The following is a 15,801-nucleotide window of genomic DNA, read 5'->3' as shown; positions in this document are numbered from 1 at the left end:
CCATCATGCGACACGACAAGGCAGCCATTGTTCTGGACCTGGCACGGCGCATGGCCGCCTCTGCCGAGGGCCTGACGCTGGACGAGATGGCCCGCGATCTGGAGGTCGGGCGGCGAACGGCCGAGCGTCTGCGCGATGCGGTGCTGTATCTGTTTCCCCAGGCCGAGGAGGTGTCGGATCCCCCGACCAAACGCTGGCGAATCCGCGATGGGCTGTCTGCCTTCCAGCAGGCCCCGACGACGACCGAGTTGCTGGAGTTGTCCAAGGCCGCCGAAGGCTTGCGTCGTCAGGGTGAGGCCGGTCGCGCCACGGCGCTTGAGACGCTGGAGCTCAAGATTCGCTCGGCCATGCGGTCGACGGCCCTGAACCGGATCGCCCCGGATCTGGAGGCCCTGGTGCGCGCCGAAACCATCGCCGTTCAGGCTGGGCCGCGCCCCTTCGAGGACGAAACCACCCTGGCCGCCATTCGCCACGCCATCATGGCCGGGGCCGCCATCAGCTTCATCTACAATCGCGGCTCACGTCCGGGAGAGCGGCGCGAGGTCGCCCCGTGTGGCCTGATGTTCGGGCGGGCCAATTATCTGGTGGCCGCCGAGATCGGCTCGGACAGCCCCAAGACCTTCCGCCTCGACAGCGTCCAGGGCGTTCAGGTGATGGATCGACCAGCCGCCCCACCCGAAGGGTTCGACCTGACCGCCTTCGCCAATCGCTCCTTTGGCATCTATCAGGACAGCGTCGAGGACGTGGAGCTGACCATCCTGCCAATAGGCCAGGCGGTCGATGAGGCCCGGGTCTGGCGTTTCCACCCGACCCAGACCCTCAGCGACAACCCCGATGGGTCGCTGACCGTGCGGTTCTCGGCCAGCGGCATGCGCGAGCTGGCCTGGCATCTGTTCACCTGGGGCGAGGGTGTGCGGATCGAGAAGCCGGAACGTCTGAAACAGGCCATGCAGGAGGCGCTGGCGGCGGCCCAGCGCGCCCATCCGGGCCCTTAAGATTACCGGCCGCCAATCCAAACTGCGACAATTGGTTCCCGGGGTGCGACATTCCGTCAGGTTCTGTCAGCGTCGCCAGCCGGGCATAGACAACCACGAGCCGGGAACGTTTCCCGGCTTTTTCGCGGTTCCCGAGCGTTCCGCCCCACTCGACTGACCTAGAACTACAGCCGGAGCGCGGGCTTGTCCTCTTTGATTTCGAACGGTTTCAAGGCATTTTCCTTAACGGGCCTCGCCGCCGCCGCGGTTGTTTTCGCCGCCCCGGTCCAGGCCTCGGAAGTGACCGATACCGTCGCTGACGCCCCAACCCTCGCCGTTCGCACCATCGCCTTTTCTGCGCCGGTGGTCGGTTATCAAACGAATTCCCGCTTTGGCCTGCGCCGCCTCTCGTTCGAGCGCCGGGCCCGTATGCATGAGGGTCTGGACTACGCCGCCCCCTCCGGCACGCCGATCCTGGCCGCCGCCGATGGGCGCGTGATCCGCACCGGCACGTCCAGCTCCTATGGACGTTTCGTCGAAATCCAGCACGCCAACGGCGTCACCTCCTTCTACGCTCACATGAGCCGGATCGTTGCCAGCGAAGGCGACGTCGTGGTCGCCGGCGATCAGATCGGGGCCGTGGGCTCGACCGGTCGCTCGACCGGGGCCCATCTGCATTTCGAAATCCGCCGCGAAGGTCGCCAGATCAATCCCGAGAATTTCCTGGGCCGGTCGTTTGCCCTTCAGAACGTGGCCCCCGACGCTGACGGCTCGTGGGACGCTCCCGCCTTTTTCGCCAGCGCGCCGGTGGCCTTTGGCCCCTTCCGCACCCTGACCCCGGCCTTCCAGCCCTGATCCAAAATCCCCTGCGGGTTGATTCATCCTTACCGATGGGTTAACAGCCGCCGCTCTTCGGCCCCGGCAACACCGGGGCCGACTGTTTTTCGGCCCACCCGGCTATCGTCCTGCGTGCGTATCGCGGGCCGACGTCACCGCAAGAAGACCGATCCTCCTCCATGGTTTCCACTGCTAAATCTCTGCTGTACCGCTTTGGTCAACTCTCAACCCTCGCCATGGTCGCCGCCCTGGCGACGGCCGCCGCGCCCCAGGCCCTGAGTGCCGTTGAGCTGGAAGTGATCCCCGACAACGCCCAGCCGATCGCGCCGCCCGTTGTGGCGCGCCCAACGCCGATGGTTCGCGTGATGACCTTCGAACGTCCCGTGGCGAACCGGCCGATCAACTCCAACTACGGCATTCGCCATCTGGTCGGGGAAGCCGCCCCGCGCATGCACCAGGGCGTCGATATCGCCGCCCCGACCGGCGCTCCGGTTCTGGCCTCGGCGCAAGGGGTCGTCGTGCGCTCCGGCTATGACGGTGGCTACGGCAACTTCGTCGAGATCCGCCACCCCAACGGCCTGACCACCTTCTATGGTCATCTCAGCGAGATCACCCGCGGCATGACCGCCGGGGTCGAGGTCGATGGTGGCCAGCAGATCGGGCGTGTTGGCTCGACCGGCTATTCAACCGGGCCGCACCTTCATTTCGAGGTGCGTCGGCGCGGCACCAAGCTCAATCCTGTGGAGTATCTGGGCCGTCAGTTCGTACTGCGCGGCCCTGAGCGGGCCTAGTCCAGCGTGACGTCGGTGATCTGATCCCCACGGGTCGTCACGCGCCGCATCAGCACGACCGGCTCGGACCCGCCATCCGTCACCGGCACAATGACGAACCAGTTGCCCGCCGGCAGATTGTCAAAGCGGAAGCGGTCCTGGCTGTCGCACGTCTCGGACCGTACGAACCCCTGATAGTCGGCGCTGGCCTCGGTGACGCTGCGCGCCCGCACAATCGCCGCCGGAATCGCCGCGCGCTGGGTCGAGCCGTACAGGGTTTGGAACCGCTGACGGGTCCAGGGCGTCTCGGGCGTCAGCCCGACCGAGCCGGCGCACGACCAGCTGCGCCCCCCGCCGACATAGGCCACCCGGCCCGATATGGCATTGTCACCCGGAACGGCTGACCAGGCGAAGGCCGCCGCGTCAAAGACCGCGACACTGGACGCGGGCGCTGGACCCGTCGCACAGCCCGCGAGGATCGAAGCCGCCCCAAGGGCAGCAGCAAGGGCGAGATGACGATGGGCGGGCATGGCGGCCTCCGTTTCAGACAGGGGAGCAATCAAACTCCAACGCGCCGCGAAAGCCAAGGTTTCGGGAAATGATCTGACGGCAAACAGGCCGTTGTGCCGGCCCGCACTCGGTTCTAGGGTCCGCGCCCATGAGCGTCACCTTTGCCGACATCCAGGCCGCCGCCGAGCGTATCGCCGGCCATGTAGACCGCACCCCGACCCGTTATTCCCGCAAGCTGTCCGAACTAACCGGGGCCGAGGTCTGGCTCAAGTTCGAGAATCTGCACTACACGTCGTCCTTCAAGGAGCGCGGGGCCTGTAATCGCCTGTCGCAGCTCAGCCCCGAAGAGCGCAAGCGCGGCGTCGTGGCGGCGTCGGCCGGCAACCATGCCTCGGCGCTGGCCTATCACGGCAGCCGACTGGGCATCCCCGTCACCATTGTCATGCCCGAGGGCACGCCCTTCGTAAAAATCGAGAAGACCGAACGCTACGGCGGCAAGGTGGTCATCAAGGGCGCGGACTTCACCGAGGCCACCAACCACGCCCGCGAGCTTCAGGCCAGGCATGACTACATCTTCGTCTCGGCCTTCGACGACGAGGGCATCGTCACCGGTCAGGGCACCTGTGGGCTGGAATTCGTTGAGGACGCGCCGGATCTGGACGCTCTCATCATTCCGATCGGCGGGGGCGGCCTGATCGCCGGCTCGGCCATCGCGGCCAAGGCGCTCAAGCCCGACATTCGCATCTTCGGGGTTGAGGCGGCCATGTATCCGTCCTTCACCGCCCGGCGCGCCGGAGAGCCACCGAAATGCAGCGGTCAGACCATCGCCGAGGGCATCGCCATCAAGGCCGTGGGCGAAATCCCGTTCGCCCTGGGCAACCCCCTGATCGAGGATGTGCTGGTCGTCGACGAGGCCGACTTTGAACAGGCCGTCGCCTTCTATGCCACCGTTGAAAAGACCGTGGTGGAGGGGGCTGGGGCCGGCGGTCTGGCGGCGCTCCTTCGCTATCCCGAGCGGTTCAAGGGCATGAAGGTCGGGCTGGTCGTGTGCGGCGGCAACATTGACCCGCGTATCCTGGCCATGGTTCTGAACCGTGAGCTGGTGCGCGAGCACCGTCTGGTCACCTATCGGATCGTCGGCGACGACCGGCCCGGCATGATGGCCGGCATGACCGCCGTGATCGGCAAGATGGGCGGCAATATCATCGACATCCATCACAACCGGTTGGCACTCGACGTGCCCGTCAAGGGGGCCGAATACGACATTCAGGTCGAAACCCGCGACGACGATCATGCCGAGGAAATCGGCAAGGCTTTGGAGAAAAAAGGCTATGTCCTCAAACAGCCGTAAGGCGCTCGTGGGTCTGGTGGCCCTGTCGATCCTGTCGGCCTGTTCGGGAGGCATGGGCGGCTCTGACGACCAGAGCGCCGAGGCCGCCGCCTTCTTCATGGAACAGAACGGTCGTCAGGCCGGCGTCGAAACCCTGCCGTCCGGGGTTCAGTACCGCGTCGACCGCGCCGGATCGCCCGATGCGGCCCAGCCGGATTCCAACGACCTGGTGATGGTCAACTATGAGGGCCGACTGACCGACGGCACCGTATTCGATTCCAGCTATCAGGCCGGCCGGCCCGCCTCCTTTGCCCTGGACGGGCTGATCCCGGCCTGGGAAGAGGCCATCCCGCACATGCGCGTCGGCGACGAATGGACCCTGTGGGTCCCGCCGGCTGAGGGCTATGGGGCCGAGGGCTCCGGCCCCATCCCGCCCAACAGCGTGCTGGTCTTCAAGATCGAGCTGTTGAACGTGGCCCCCGTCCCGGGCGGCACGCCGGCGGGCGCACAACAGGGCTAGATGCTCCCTCGCCGAGAGGCCTGCCGGCTCAATTCGCTTGGACTTCGCGGGGATGACGGGACATCTGTGCCCGTCGCACAGCCGGCGTCTATCCTGCCATGTTCGTTCTGTGGCTCGAATTTAGTGCACCTTTTGCACTAATTGCACCCGATTTACCGTGCACTATTGGGGTGGGTCGTGCCGCACATCCAGGCCGCGCCGGGCTGACTTGACCGGATTCCAGGTCATGGCGGCTATGACGTCACGCGCATGGCCCCGTTTGCCGGACCGCTCACGCCGCATGGCCCAAAAGCCGCGCATCCCGGCCATCAGGCCCTTCCAGGCCGGGCCGGCCTCGCCCCGCGCCAGACAGCCGATGAGCGACACAGCCGTCGCCACGGCATGCAACAGCAAGGCCAGCGGCATCAAGACGCTCGGCGTGTTGCGGGCAAAGCACCACAGCCGGTTCCTGAAGCCATGGAACTGGGCAAAATCCGACCGCGCCCCCAGCGTCGCCGAGCCGACATGGGCCACGACCGCGTCCGGGACCAGCCGCGTCCGGCCACCGGCGGCGCGCAGCCGATAGCCGAAGTCCACGTCCTCGCAATAGCTGAAGAACCGGGCCTCAAAGCCGCCCAGGCCAAGAAACGTCTCGCGTCGGACCAGCATGGCCGCCCCGCACGGGCTGAAGACCTCGCCCGCCAGGATCGCCTGCGGGCGCGGCCGCCGGTAGCCCATCCGATAGGGCAGACCGGCCAGGGTCATGGCGTCGCCCGCCCCGTCCAGAAGCCCCGGATCATCCGCCGCCACCTGGAGCGAGGTGAAACAGGCGTCATCAGAGTGGGCCTCGGTCGCCGCCATCAACCGGGCCAGCCAGTCAGGCTGCGCAAAGGCATCCGGGTTCAGCAGCGCCAGCCAGCGCCCTTTCGCCACGCGTGCCGCCCGGTTGTTGGCCGCCGCAAAGCCGAGGTTGGCCCCATTTTCCAGAAGGACAAGCGACGGGTCAGCCCGGGCCGCCGCCTTGGCCGCCCCGTCGACCGAGCCGTTGTCGGCCAGGATGACCTCGAAATCGGTGAAGGATTGAGCCTTCAGCTGTTCGAGACAGCGCGTCAGCACCGCGCGGCTCTCATAGGTGACGATGATCACGCTGACGCTCGGCCCGGTCATGCCGCCTCCAGCCGATCAAGCGCCCAGCGGGCGGCATCGCGAACGCCCGGATCGGGGTCATCCAGACGGGCCTGGGCCGATGGCCTCAGGGTCGCGTCACCCGAATTTCCGATGGCATACAGCACATTGCGAACAAAGCGATCGCGCCCGATGCGCTTGACCGCGGACTTGCGAAACAGGGCGCGAAAGCCGGCATCGTCAAGGCTCGCCATCTCGTCCAGCCGCGGGGCCTTCAGCTCGTCGCGGGCGTGGAGCCGAATCTCGGACGCCGATTGGGCGAACTTGTTCCACGGACAGGCCGCCAGACAGTCATCACAGCCATAGACCCGGTTGCCCATGGCCCGTCGGAGGTCCTCCGGCCACGGCCCGGCGTGCTCGATGGTCAGATAGGACAGACAGCGCCGGGCATCGAGCTGATAGGGCGCGGGAAAGGCCGCTGTCGGACAGGCATCCAGGCAGGCCCGGCACGACCCACAATGGTCCGTTTCGGCCACATCCGGCTCAATCTCGGCGGCCGTCAGGATCACGCCCAGGAAGAACCAGGACCCCAGGTCGCGCGACACCAGATTGGTGTGCTTGCCCTGCCAGCCGACCCCGGCCCGTTCGGCTAGCGGCTTTTCCATCAAGGGGGCCGTATCGACGAAGACCTTGACCTCGGCCCCCAGGTCGCGGGCGAGAGCCCCGGCCAGCTCCTTGAGCCGGCCCTTGATCAGCTCGTGGTAGTCGTCGCCTTGGGCGTAGCAGGAGATGGCCGCGCGGTCCCTGAACGCCTGAAGCCCGCGCGGGTCTGTCTCTGGCCCATAGTTGAGACCCAAGACCACGGCACTACGGGCATCCGGCCACATGGCGGTCGGGTGCGACCGACGATCCAGCGTTGTCACCATCCAGTCCATGGATCCGTGCCGACCGTCCTCGACGAACGCGGCCAACCGATCACCGGCCGGCCAGGCCTCAGCCGCAGAGGCGAACCGGCAGACGTCGAAACCCAGGTCGCGCGCGCGGGCGCGAAGTCCCGGGCGTGGATCTTTGGGCCGAGGCTGTTGAGATGACGGGCTCACGCGGCCTTATAGGCCGGTTCTGGCGGCTCAGAAATCCAGGTCCGCATAGTGCTCGACCGGGGCCATCCCTGGCAGGCGATCCGCCAGAAGCGGCCGGAAGCTGGGGCGGCTCTTGAGCCGCATGTACCAGGTCTTGAGGTGCGGGAACGACCGCCAGGCGATCTCGCCGAAATAGTCCAGGACCGACAGGTGCGCCGCGGCCGCAAGGTCGGCCTGGCTCATGGTCGTTCCCGCCAGCCAGTCGCGCCGCGTCAAAAGCCCTTCCATATAGGTCAGGTTGTCTTTCAGAGCCGTCCGGCCCTGACGCAGGGGTTCGGCCTCCGGCGGGCCGAGCCGCTGAAGACGTTTTTCCATTCGCTCATAGAGGATCGGGGCATCGACCTCGACCTCGAACTTGCGGTCAAACCAGGTCCGCAGGCGCATGGCCTCGGCCCGTTCAGCCGGATCTGTCGACAATAGCGCGGGCTTGGGAGCCTGGGTTTCGATCCAGTCGAGGACCGCCAGGAGCTCACAGGCCAGAATGCGCCCCTCGCCCTTGCCAATCTCCAGAACCGGCGTGCGGCCTGTCGGCGACAAGGCATGAAACACCTCATCGAATTCCCAGTAGCGAACCGGTCTTTCCTCGAAGCTCAGCTTCTTTTCGCCCAGCGCCAGACGCGCCTGACGCGAGGCGGGATCAAGCGGGAAGTGGTGAAGCAGAAGGGACTGGGCCATGGTCGTCGATCTGCCTTAACGGGCAAGCCTTAAGACGGCGTTCACTTTGATGCTGCGTCCGGCGACGACCCGCGCGGGTCAGGGTGGATCAGGACATCGGCCCGAGGCAGGATTTCGAGAATCCGCGCTTCTGCTTCGTCCAGAATGTCATGCACCTTTTTCAAGGTCAGATTGGGGGCGAGGTCGACGTGCATCTGGACCATGGGCACCGCCCCCGAGGCGCGGGTCCGCAGCCGGTGAACGCCGCCGATGCGTTTGTCGGCCAGAACCGCCGCCGTGATCGCGGCCTGATCCTCGAGGGGGAGTTCTCGATCAAGCAGTTGGTCCGCGGCCTCCCGCAGAACATTGAGCGCCCCCCAGAGCAGCCAGATGGCCACCACCAGCCCCGCCGCCGCGTCCAGCGGTGCCGCTGACAGAAAGGTAGCCGATGCCACCCCGATCAGAGCCACCAGATTAGAGGCCAGGTCGGCCGAATAGTGCGCCCGGTCACCCTTGACCGCCAAAGAGCCACTTAGTCGGATGGCCCGGGTCTGCGCCCAGACCAGACCCACGGTGACGACGATCGACACCCCCATGACCCCGACCGCCCAAATGCCGTTGGCGACAGGGCGTGGCGTCAGAATGCGGTCGACTGCTTCCCACCCGACAAACAAGGCCGACGCCATGACCAGCCCCGCCTGGAGTAGTCCGGCGAAGGCCTCGGCCTTGCCGTGACCGTGTCGGTGGTCCCAGTCGGGGGGACGGGCCGCCCAGCGAACGGCAAAGAAGACCGCCAGCGAGGCGACCAGGTCGAGGCCTGAATCCAGGAGCGAGGCCAGCAGAGACACCGATCCCGATGCCGCCCAGCCGAAGACCTTGAGTAGCACCAGCAGGCTGGCCGCCAAGATCGACAGACGCGTCACCTGACGGACCGCGCGGGCACCGGCCTCTGGGTCTTGCGGCGGGATCTCGACCTCAGCTGTCATGGGGGTCTTGTGGCCCCCTAAACCTATTCGTGCAACCGGCAGCTTGTGAGGCGTCGCCGTCATGGATTATCAACATTGATCAACTAACGAGGGTCCATGACTGTCGATCAGCAAAGCTGGATACCCCGAGCCGATGCCGAGGCTCTGTTGGGGGTCAAGAGCCAGACCCTCTATGCCTATGTGAGCCGGGGTCATCTGGCGGCGCGGCCGGACCCGGCCAATCCTCGACGAAGCCTATATTCGACCGAGGACATCAGACGCCTGAAGGATCACTCGACCCCGCGTCCGACGCGGGGCCCTGTCGAGCGGGCCGCCGGGGTCGTTATCGCCAGCGGCCTGTCCCGTCTGGAGCCGGGAACGGTAGAATTCCGCGGCGTGGATGCCATCGGCTTGTCTGAAACCGCCACCCTCGAACAGGCGGCGCGCCTGGTCTGGGGTGGAGAGGCGGACGATCCGTTCGCCGACCAGCGCCCGCGCGTTGACGTTATTTTCCCCGGCAGCCCGCGCAGTCGGGCGTTTGCCTGTCTGGCGCGCCGCGCCGATGAAGACGGCCCCATCACCGGTCGGTCACCTGTGTCGCTGCGGCGTGAGTCAGCGGCGATCGTCAATGAGGTGGTGGATGCCATGGCCGGCCCCGGCCCTCGCCTCCACATCCACCAGAGACTAGCCAGGGCCTGGAAGCTGTCGGAACTGTCGGCTCCAATCCTGCGCCAGGCGCTGATCCTGTCGATCGGCCATGGACCCGATGCCTCGGTGCTGGCCGCCCGGGTGACCGCCGATGCCGGTGCGCCGCTTTCCGCCTCAGCCCTGGCCGGACTGGCGGCCTTCTCGAGCCCTGAACTCGGCGGGCGACTGGCCCAGGTGAATTCGTTTGTCATTGAGGCGCGCAAAACCGATGCCCGCACCGCTTGCCGGGCCCTATTGTCTGAAGGTCGTGACCTGCCGGGCTTCGAAGCCGGGTCGCACCCGGACGGTGATCCGCGCGCCCGTGCTCTGATCGCCACAGCCAAACTGCCCGAGCCCCTGGCGGACATTGTGCGCGTGGGTGAGGGGCTTACTGGTCGCGGGCCCAGTTTCCCGCTGGCCCTGTGTCTGGCCACCCGCAGCCTTGATCTTCCGCGCGATGCGGCCTTTGCCCTGATGGCGGTGGGTCGGTGCGTCGGCTGGCTTGGCCACGCGATGGAGCAGGCCGGTTCGGGCTCGCCCTTCCAGGCCCGACTGCGCTATGTCGCTAGCGGATCCGCCACGATCTGAATCAATCTTGAAAGCGCGAAATGTCTGACTGGCTGGCCGCCATTATCCTGGGCCTCGTAGAGGGTCTGACCGAGTTCATCCCCGTGTCCTCTACCGGACACCTCCTGATCACCAAGGAGATGCTCGGCCTGACCGACCCCAAATGGGACACCCTGATTGTCCTCATTCAGCTGGGTGCGATCCTGGCGGTCGTGGCCCTGTATTTCCAGCGCCTGTGGAAGGTGCTTCTGGGCCTCGCCTCACCCGACCCCTGGGCGCGACGCTTTGCGATTTCGGTTTTGGTGGCCTTCCTGCCCTCGGCGGTGGTCGGACTGCTGCTGCACGACTTCATCAAGACGGTGCTGTTCGATGTCCGCATCGTCTTCGTCACCCTGATCGTGGGGGGATTCGCCCTGATGGCGGTGGAACGCTGGGCACCGGCCCCGCGGGAGGACGACGCAATGGCCTTCTCGTTCAAGACCGCCGGGCTGATCGGCCTGTTTCAATGCCTGGCGATCATTCCGGGCATGTCGCGGTCCGGAGCCACGATCGTCGGGGGGCTGGTGTCCGGCGTCGACAAGCGCGCTGCGGCGGAGTTTTCCTTCTTTCTGGCTATCCCAACCATGGTTGGAGCCTTTGCCCTGGATTTCTGGGAAAGCCGCGACATGATCACCGGCGACTTCATGGGCACAATCGCCATCGCCTTCGTCGTGTCGTTCCTCAGCGGACTGTTTGTGGTGCGCACCATGCTCGACTTCGTCAGCCGGCATGGATTTGCGCCCTTCGCCTGGTGGCGGATCGCTGTCGGAGCCCTGGGATTGGTGGCGGTGGGGGCCGGCTGGCTCTAGGCCGCCGCGATGGCCGTTTCGTCGTATTCGGCCAGGCTCAGATTGGTCCCGGCTGTCTTGACGCCATCGAGCTCGGCCTCGATCAGGCGGGCCCGGGTCAGATCGGCACCCGACAGGTCGGCCTGTCGCAAACAGGCCCGGCTGAGATCGGCCCGGACCACCCGACCCTGACCGACATCCAGCGGGCCAAGCCTGGCATTTGAAAGATCGGCACGGGTCAGGCGGGCATCACGCAGCTTGGCCCCTCGCAAATCGGCCCCTCGCAGACAAACGCCCCGCAAGTCCGCCCCGGTCAGATCCGCGCCCTGAAGCTCGGCCCCGGTCATATCCATTCCGTAGAAGACCGCAGACCTGGCCGTGAGGGCTGTCAGGCTCACGTTTCGGAGCGTCCCGACTGACCTGAAGTCAACGTCGCTCCCGCTGAAGAAGACCCCTTCCATCCCCCCCGTCTCACACCAGAGCTGATGGTCCCTGATCAGGTCGATCAGGGGTTTGTCGTCGATGAAGACAATTGGAGGAGGCGCGCGCAAAAGCCCCTCCAGGTCGGCTCCACGGGTCGAGGCGCTCGCAAGATTTGTCCCAACCACCACGGCCCCTTTGAGGCTGGCACCTGAAAAGTCAGCCCCGGAGACGTCGCAGTTGGACATATCGGCACCGTCCAGGCGAGCATTGCGCATGCGCGCACCGTTCAGGCTGGCACCGGTTAGCACCGCATCACGGAAGTCTGCCGCGATTCCTCCCAGACCGCCGAGTTGCGCGCCGGACAGGTCGGCCCCCGTCAGGACGGCACTTTCCAGATCGCCGGCCCGCTTCTCATGCTGAATCAGCCGAAAGCCGTCGGTTCGGTTCTGGATCGCCGTCTGCCCTTCGCGAAGGTCACAGTTCAGCATCTGCGCCCGGGCCAGATTGGCCCCCCGCAGGCAGGCCCCGCGCAAATCCGCCCTGTTCAGGCTCGCCTCGCGCAGATCCGCGTCACGCAGATCTGCCCCGTACAGGATAGCGCGGTCCAGATGAGCCTTCCGCGCCGCCGCGCCACAGAGGAGGGCACCGGTCAGGTCAGCTTCGCTGAGATCGACGCCTTCAAGGGCGCAGTTGCTGAGGTCGTGGTAGGCGAGATTAGCGCGCCGCCCGCCCTGTTCACGACGGACATAGCGGCCATGGGCGTCGAGGGCCTCGCGAAGAGCGGAGGCATCAATCAGCTTGATCAGCTTTGTCGACACCCAATCCCCGCTCGCGGCCCCTCGATCCTGCAACTATGAGGGCGGAGGCTTAAGCAAGCGTTGGCATCAGGCCGCCTGACAGGCCGCGCAAAGTCCGTGGGCCTCGACCGTCACGCGATCCAGCCGGTATCCGGCCGTCGCCGCACTGGCCTCAATCAGGGGCTTGGTCGGGGTGGTGATCTCGCGCGTGTCGCCGCAACAGTCACAAATCAGAAAAGCCGCCGTGTGGTCGACCTTGCCGTGTGCGCAGGCCACATAGGCCGAAATTGACGAAATTCGGTGGACCAGACCGGTACGCTCGAGAAAGTCGAGAGCCCGGTAGACGGTCGGCGGCTTGGCCGGGCTGCCATCCCGTCCATAGTCGCTGATCAGGTCGTAGGCCTTCACAGGCCTTCCGGCAGCCAGAAGCAGTTCGAGAACGCGGCGACGAGGATCGGTGAGGCGTTCGCCCATCGAACCCAGCCGAGCCTCGATGTTGCTGACCGCGCGGGTCAATGCAGGGCCCGACGGGCCCTCGCTTCCACCGTGATCATGATCGCAGGTCGTTGCCATGTGCTGGAGCTAAACATCTGGCTCGGGCGACGCAAGGATTGACCGAATGTAATGTTATTATATTACACCCCAATGATGCGATCCAGTTCCCTTCTGCGTAAGCTGCTGATGTCTGCCGCCGCGGCGGCTCCGCTGCTGTCACCTGAGGCTCAGGCCCAGCCGGCACCCCCCGCTGAAGATCTCGGCGAGGTCGTGATCACAGGCATCCCCTACGGCGTTACGCGCCGCGCAACGACGCTGGCGGTGGATGTGCTGGACCAGGAGACGCTCTCTACGGCTCCCCCCGGAACGCTGGGTGATGTCCTCAATGGCCTGCCTGGCGTGCGAAGCACCGCCTTCGGGGCCGGCGCGAGCCGCCCGGTCATTCGCGGCATGGCCGGGCCGCGCGTTCTGGTCCTGTCCAACGGGGTCGGCTTGATCGACGCGAGCGGGCTGTCACCAGACCATCAGGTCGCCGCAGACCCCGGCGACGCCAGTCGCATAGAGGTGCTGCGAGGTCCCTCAACGCTCGCCTATGGCGGCACAGCCATCGGTGGCGTGGTCAATGTCATCGACAACCGCATCGCGTCGGAACGACCGGTCGACGGCCTGGAAGGCGGCCTTTCGGTCCAATCCACATCGGTCGACGCAGGCTGGTCGACCTCAGCGGATCTGTCCGCTGCGTTTGGCCCCTTCGTCGTTTCCCTGGAAGGCCAGCGGCGGGAGGCCGGTGACTACGCCATCCCGCGCCCGGCAGAATCCCGGCGACAGGTCGAGGCCGAGGGCGAAACCCTTGAAACGCTTCAGGGAGGCGAACTGGAGAACAGCTTCTCGAACCTCAGTGTTTATGGCGGCGGCCTGAGTTGGATCGGGCCGGAAGGGTTTGTCGGCCTCTCAATCCGACACACCGATGCGGACTATGGCGTCCCGGGCCATGAGGCCCACCACGACCCTGATGCCGACGCGGCCCTCGTTACCATTGGCCTGGAACAGACCCGCTACGACCTGCGGGGCGAATGGGGCCTGAGCGTCGGCCCGTTCGAACGCATCCGGTTCTCGGGCGGCTATGCCGACTATGAGCATACCGAATTCGAGGGCGACGAGGCGGGCACCCAGTTTCGGTCCGACGGTTGGGAAGGCCGTGCCGAGCTCATCCAACGTCCTGTTGACGGCTGGCGCGGAGCCTTCGGCATACAGGCCCTGCGCCGCGACCTCGACGCCATTGGCGATGAGGCCTATGTGCCCCAAACCCGCATCAGCGAAGCCGGCATCTACACCCTGCAACGCCTGGATAGCGGCCGCTTCGGCCTCGAAGGCGGGCTACGTTATGATAGCCGCCATCTCGAAAGTCTGGCGGGCGCGCGCGACTTCCAGAACGTTTCGGCTTCACTGGGCCTGTTCTACCGACCAACCCGTGCGTGGTTCGTCGGCCTGAGCCTGGCCAGCAACGGGCGTGCGCCGACCGAAGCCGAGCTCTTTGCCGACGGCCCGCACGCAGCGACGCGGAGCTTTGAAATCGGCTCCGCCGACCTTGGGTCCGAGCGAGCAACCTCCGTCGAAGGCACGCTTCACCTTGATCTCGGGTCGGTCACGGCGGACCTGCACCTCTATCACGCCCGATATGACGGCTTCATCGACCTGGCTCCGACCGGAGCGGAAGAAGACGGCCTACCGGTCCTCTCCTATGTCCAGACAGACGCCACCTTCAGCGGGTTTGAGGCCCAGGTCGCCTGGCGGGTGTGGGATGCCGGCGAACGTCGAACCTTCTCGCTGGAAACCACCGCCGACTCTGTCCGCGCGACAACCGATCTGGGTCCGCCCGCCCGTATTCCGCCCTGGTCCATCAATGTTCGCGGCGTGCTCGAATTCGACGCCTGGACCGGTCGGATAGACCTCCGTGAGGTCGGCGAACAGGATCTGGCCGGCGCGTTCGAACTACCGACTGACGGCTACACCACCCTGAACGCTTTCGTCTCCTGGGCCCCGGACCCCGATCGCGGCTTGCGGCTGTACGCGGAGGCCAGAAACCTCAACGATGCGGAAATTCGCGAGCATGCGTCCTTCCTCAAGGACCTGGCCCCGTCTCCGGGGCGAAACATCCGTCTGGGTGTGAACTACCGATTCTAGAGCCTGATCGGCCGAGGTGGGATCGCTTCGCGATGTCATCTCTGGCGTGGATCAGGCCCAAGAGACAGCGCGAGCCTGATTCAGCTTTCTGTTGGCGCCGCGCGGCGGTTCCAACAAAAACCATCATGCTCTGAGCGAGCCGGTTTGATCCCGCGGCCCTAACAAGATAGAAGCCCGCACCATTTCAATCCGCCGGATAGCCAAGTTTCATGGAACAGTCGCCGCTCGCCCCGCAGATGTCGGGCAATGTCCTTTTCTACAAGAACCCTGAACCGATCACGCCGGAGCATCACGGCAAGCTCGGCGTCAAGCAGGTCGCACACCCCTACGCCTTTGTGGCCGGGTCGCACATCATCCCGGTGACCGTGACGGAATTCGCGCCGGCGGGCCTTTCCTATCCGGTGATCTTTGTCGGCGAAGACGTGAAAACCCCGCTCGCCGTCATGGGCCTGCGTACCGGTGACAACCTGTACATCGATGCCAACGGCGATTTCCGCACCGACGCCTATGTCCCGGCCTTCGTGCGACGCTATCCGTTTGTCTATGCCAACGACACGGAATCTGACCGCATGATCCTGTGCGTCGATCGTTCGGCGGACTTTGTCGGCGAGGATTACGAGACGCCGTTCTTCGTCGACGGCAAGCCGTCGGACTACACCAACCAGGCCATGCAGTTCTGCAATGACTTCGAAACCGAGCGTCAGCGCACGACGTCGTTCATGGCCCTGCTCGCGGAGTTGGACCTGCTTGATCGTCGTGAGGCCAACTTCACGCCGCGCAACCCGGACGGCTCGGCCGGTCAGCCGCAGAAGATCGCCGACTACTGGGCGGTGTCCGAAGAGAAGCTCGCCAAGCTGAGCCCCGAAAAGCTCACCGAGCTGCGTGACAACGGTGCCCTGGGCCAGATCTACGCCCACATGAACTCGCTGATGGGCTGGGATCGCCTGATTGCCATCGCCATGGATCGGGCTCAGCGCGCGCCGGCCGCCAACGCCTAGGCGAGGATCTCGTCCGAAAT

16 protein-coding genes are annotated in these 15,801 nt (G+C 65.7%); 9 read left to right on the top strand and 7 right to left on the bottom strand.

Going from position 1 to position 15,801, the window contains the following annotated elements:
* Window positions 1-5: 5 nt before the first annotated feature.
* The 3 genes from G391_RS0103970 (at window position 6) to G391_RS0103960 (ending at window position 2,602) form a co-directional block, all read left to right on the top strand.
* Window positions 6-995 (top strand): helix-turn-helix transcriptional regulator, encoded by a 990-nt coding sequence (locus G391_RS0103970; protein WP_029086372.1) that lies wholly within the window; start codon window positions 6-8, stop codon window positions 993-995.
* Between the two features lie 279 nt (window positions 996-1,274).
* The gene (locus G391_RS15080; RefSeq protein WP_245572028.1) at window positions 1,275-1,829 is read left to right on the top strand and encodes a M23 family metallopeptidase; all 555 of its coding nucleotides are present in this window, start codon (window positions 1,275-1,277) and stop codon (window positions 1,827-1,829) included.
* Between the two features lie 161 nt (window positions 1,830-1,990).
* Window positions 1,991-2,602 carry a M23 family metallopeptidase gene (locus G391_RS0103960; protein WP_029086371.1) on the top strand — a complete coding sequence of 204 codons (612 nt, stop codon included), beginning with the start codon at window positions 1,991-1,993 and terminating at the stop codon, window positions 2,600-2,602.
* Here G391_RS0103960 and G391_RS0103955 read toward each other — a convergent pair.
* Entirely contained in the window at window positions 2,599-3,111 is a 513-nt protein-coding gene (locus G391_RS0103955) for a hypothetical protein (RefSeq protein WP_029086370.1), read from the bottom strand. The genes G391_RS0103960 and G391_RS0103955 overlap by 4 nt on opposite strands.
* 128 nt (window positions 3,112-3,239) lie before the next feature.
* On the opposite strand from G391_RS0103955, the gene G391_RS0103950 reads away from it, so the two are divergent.
* Together G391_RS0103950 and G391_RS0103945 are read left to right on the top strand one after the other, a co-directional pair.
* The gene (locus tag G391_RS0103950) at window positions 3,240-4,442 is read left to right on the top strand and encodes a threonine ammonia-lyase (protein WP_029086369.1); all 1,203 of its coding nucleotides are present in this window, start codon (window positions 3,240-3,242) and stop codon (window positions 4,440-4,442) included.
* Window positions 4,423-4,941 (top strand): FKBP-type peptidyl-prolyl cis-trans isomerase, encoded by a 519-nt coding sequence (locus tag G391_RS0103945; protein WP_029086368.1) that lies wholly within the window; start codon window positions 4,423-4,425, stop codon window positions 4,939-4,941. The genes G391_RS0103950 and G391_RS0103945 overlap by 20 nt, the downstream gene beginning before the upstream one ends.
* Window positions 4,942-5,103: 162 nt before the next feature.
* Here G391_RS0103945 and G391_RS0103940 read toward each other — a convergent pair whose 3' ends face one another.
* Genes G391_RS0103940 through G391_RS0103925 form a run of 4 tightly spaced genes read right to left on the bottom strand, consistent with a single transcriptional unit; the run spans window position 5,104 to window position 8,824 of the window.
* Entirely contained in the window at window positions 5,104-6,087 is a 984-nt protein-coding gene (locus G391_RS0103940) for a glycosyltransferase family 2 protein (RefSeq protein WP_029086367.1), read from the bottom strand.
* Window positions 6,084-7,145: a tRNA epoxyqueuosine(34) reductase QueG gene (queG, locus tag G391_RS13740; RefSeq protein ID WP_035303786.1), complete on the bottom strand. Its 1,062-nt coding sequence runs from the start codon at window positions 7,143-7,145 to the stop codon at window positions 6,084-6,086. The genes G391_RS0103940 and queG overlap by 4 nt, the downstream gene beginning before the upstream one ends.
* Before the next feature lie 27 nt (window positions 7,146-7,172).
* A complete protein-coding gene (fzlA, locus tag G391_RS0103930; RefSeq protein ID WP_029086366.1) occupies window positions 7,173-7,859 on the bottom strand; it encodes an FtsZ-binding protein FzlA in 687 nt (228 codons plus the stop codon).
* Window positions 7,860-7,900: 41 nt separating this feature from the next.
* Window positions 7,901-8,824, bottom strand: coding sequence for a cation diffusion facilitator family transporter (locus tag G391_RS0103925; RefSeq protein WP_029086365.1), 924 nt, complete (start codon window positions 8,822-8,824; stop codon window positions 7,901-7,903).
* A 96-nt stretch (window positions 8,825-8,920) separates the two neighbouring features.
* Between G391_RS0103925 and G391_RS0103920 the strand changes: the two genes are divergently transcribed.
* Together G391_RS0103920 and G391_RS0103915 are read left to right on the top strand one after the other, a co-directional pair.
* Entirely contained in the window at window positions 8,921-10,078 is a 1,158-nt protein-coding gene (locus G391_RS0103920; protein WP_035303549.1) for a citrate/2-methylcitrate synthase, read from the top strand.
* A gap of 20 nt (window positions 10,079-10,098) precedes the next feature.
* Window positions 10,099-10,905: an undecaprenyl-diphosphate phosphatase gene (locus G391_RS0103915; RefSeq protein WP_029086363.1), complete on the top strand. Its 807-nt coding sequence runs from the start codon at window positions 10,099-10,101 to the stop codon at window positions 10,903-10,905.
* On the opposite strand, the gene G391_RS0103910 is transcribed toward G391_RS0103915, so the two are convergent.
* Both G391_RS0103910 and G391_RS0103905 read right to left on the bottom strand, forming a co-directional pair.
* Window positions 10,902-12,125, bottom strand: a complete 1,224-nt coding sequence (locus tag G391_RS0103910; protein WP_029086362.1) for a pentapeptide repeat-containing protein — start codon at window positions 12,123-12,125, stop codon at window positions 10,902-10,904. The genes G391_RS0103915 and G391_RS0103910 overlap by 4 nt on opposite strands.
* Window positions 12,126-12,191: 66 nt before the next feature.
* Entirely contained in the window at window positions 12,192-12,677 is a 486-nt protein-coding gene (locus tag G391_RS0103905) for a Fur family transcriptional regulator (RefSeq protein WP_029086361.1), read from the bottom strand.
* Between the two features lie 72 nt (window positions 12,678-12,749).
* On the opposite strand from G391_RS0103905, the gene G391_RS0103900 reads away from it, so the two are divergent.
* Both G391_RS0103900 and G391_RS0103895 read left to right on the top strand, forming a co-directional pair.
* Entirely contained in the window at window positions 12,750-14,783 is a 2,034-nt protein-coding gene (locus G391_RS0103900; protein WP_029086360.1) for a TonB-dependent receptor domain-containing protein, read from the top strand.
* 209 nt (window positions 14,784-14,992) lie between these two features.
* Complete coding sequence (locus tag G391_RS0103895) at window positions 14,993-15,781, top strand: SapC family protein (RefSeq protein WP_029086359.1); 789 nt, start codon at window positions 14,993-14,995, stop codon at window positions 15,779-15,781.
* Window positions 15,782-15,801: the final 20 nt, after the last annotated feature.

Source organism: Brevundimonas aveniformis DSM 17977 (assembly GCF_000428765.1).
GTDB classification, from domain to species: Bacteria; Pseudomonadota; Alphaproteobacteria; order Caulobacterales; family Caulobacteraceae; genus Brevundimonas; species Brevundimonas aveniformis.
Note: the sequence above shows the minus strand (reverse complement) of the source record. Positions and strands in the feature narration are given on the sequence as shown.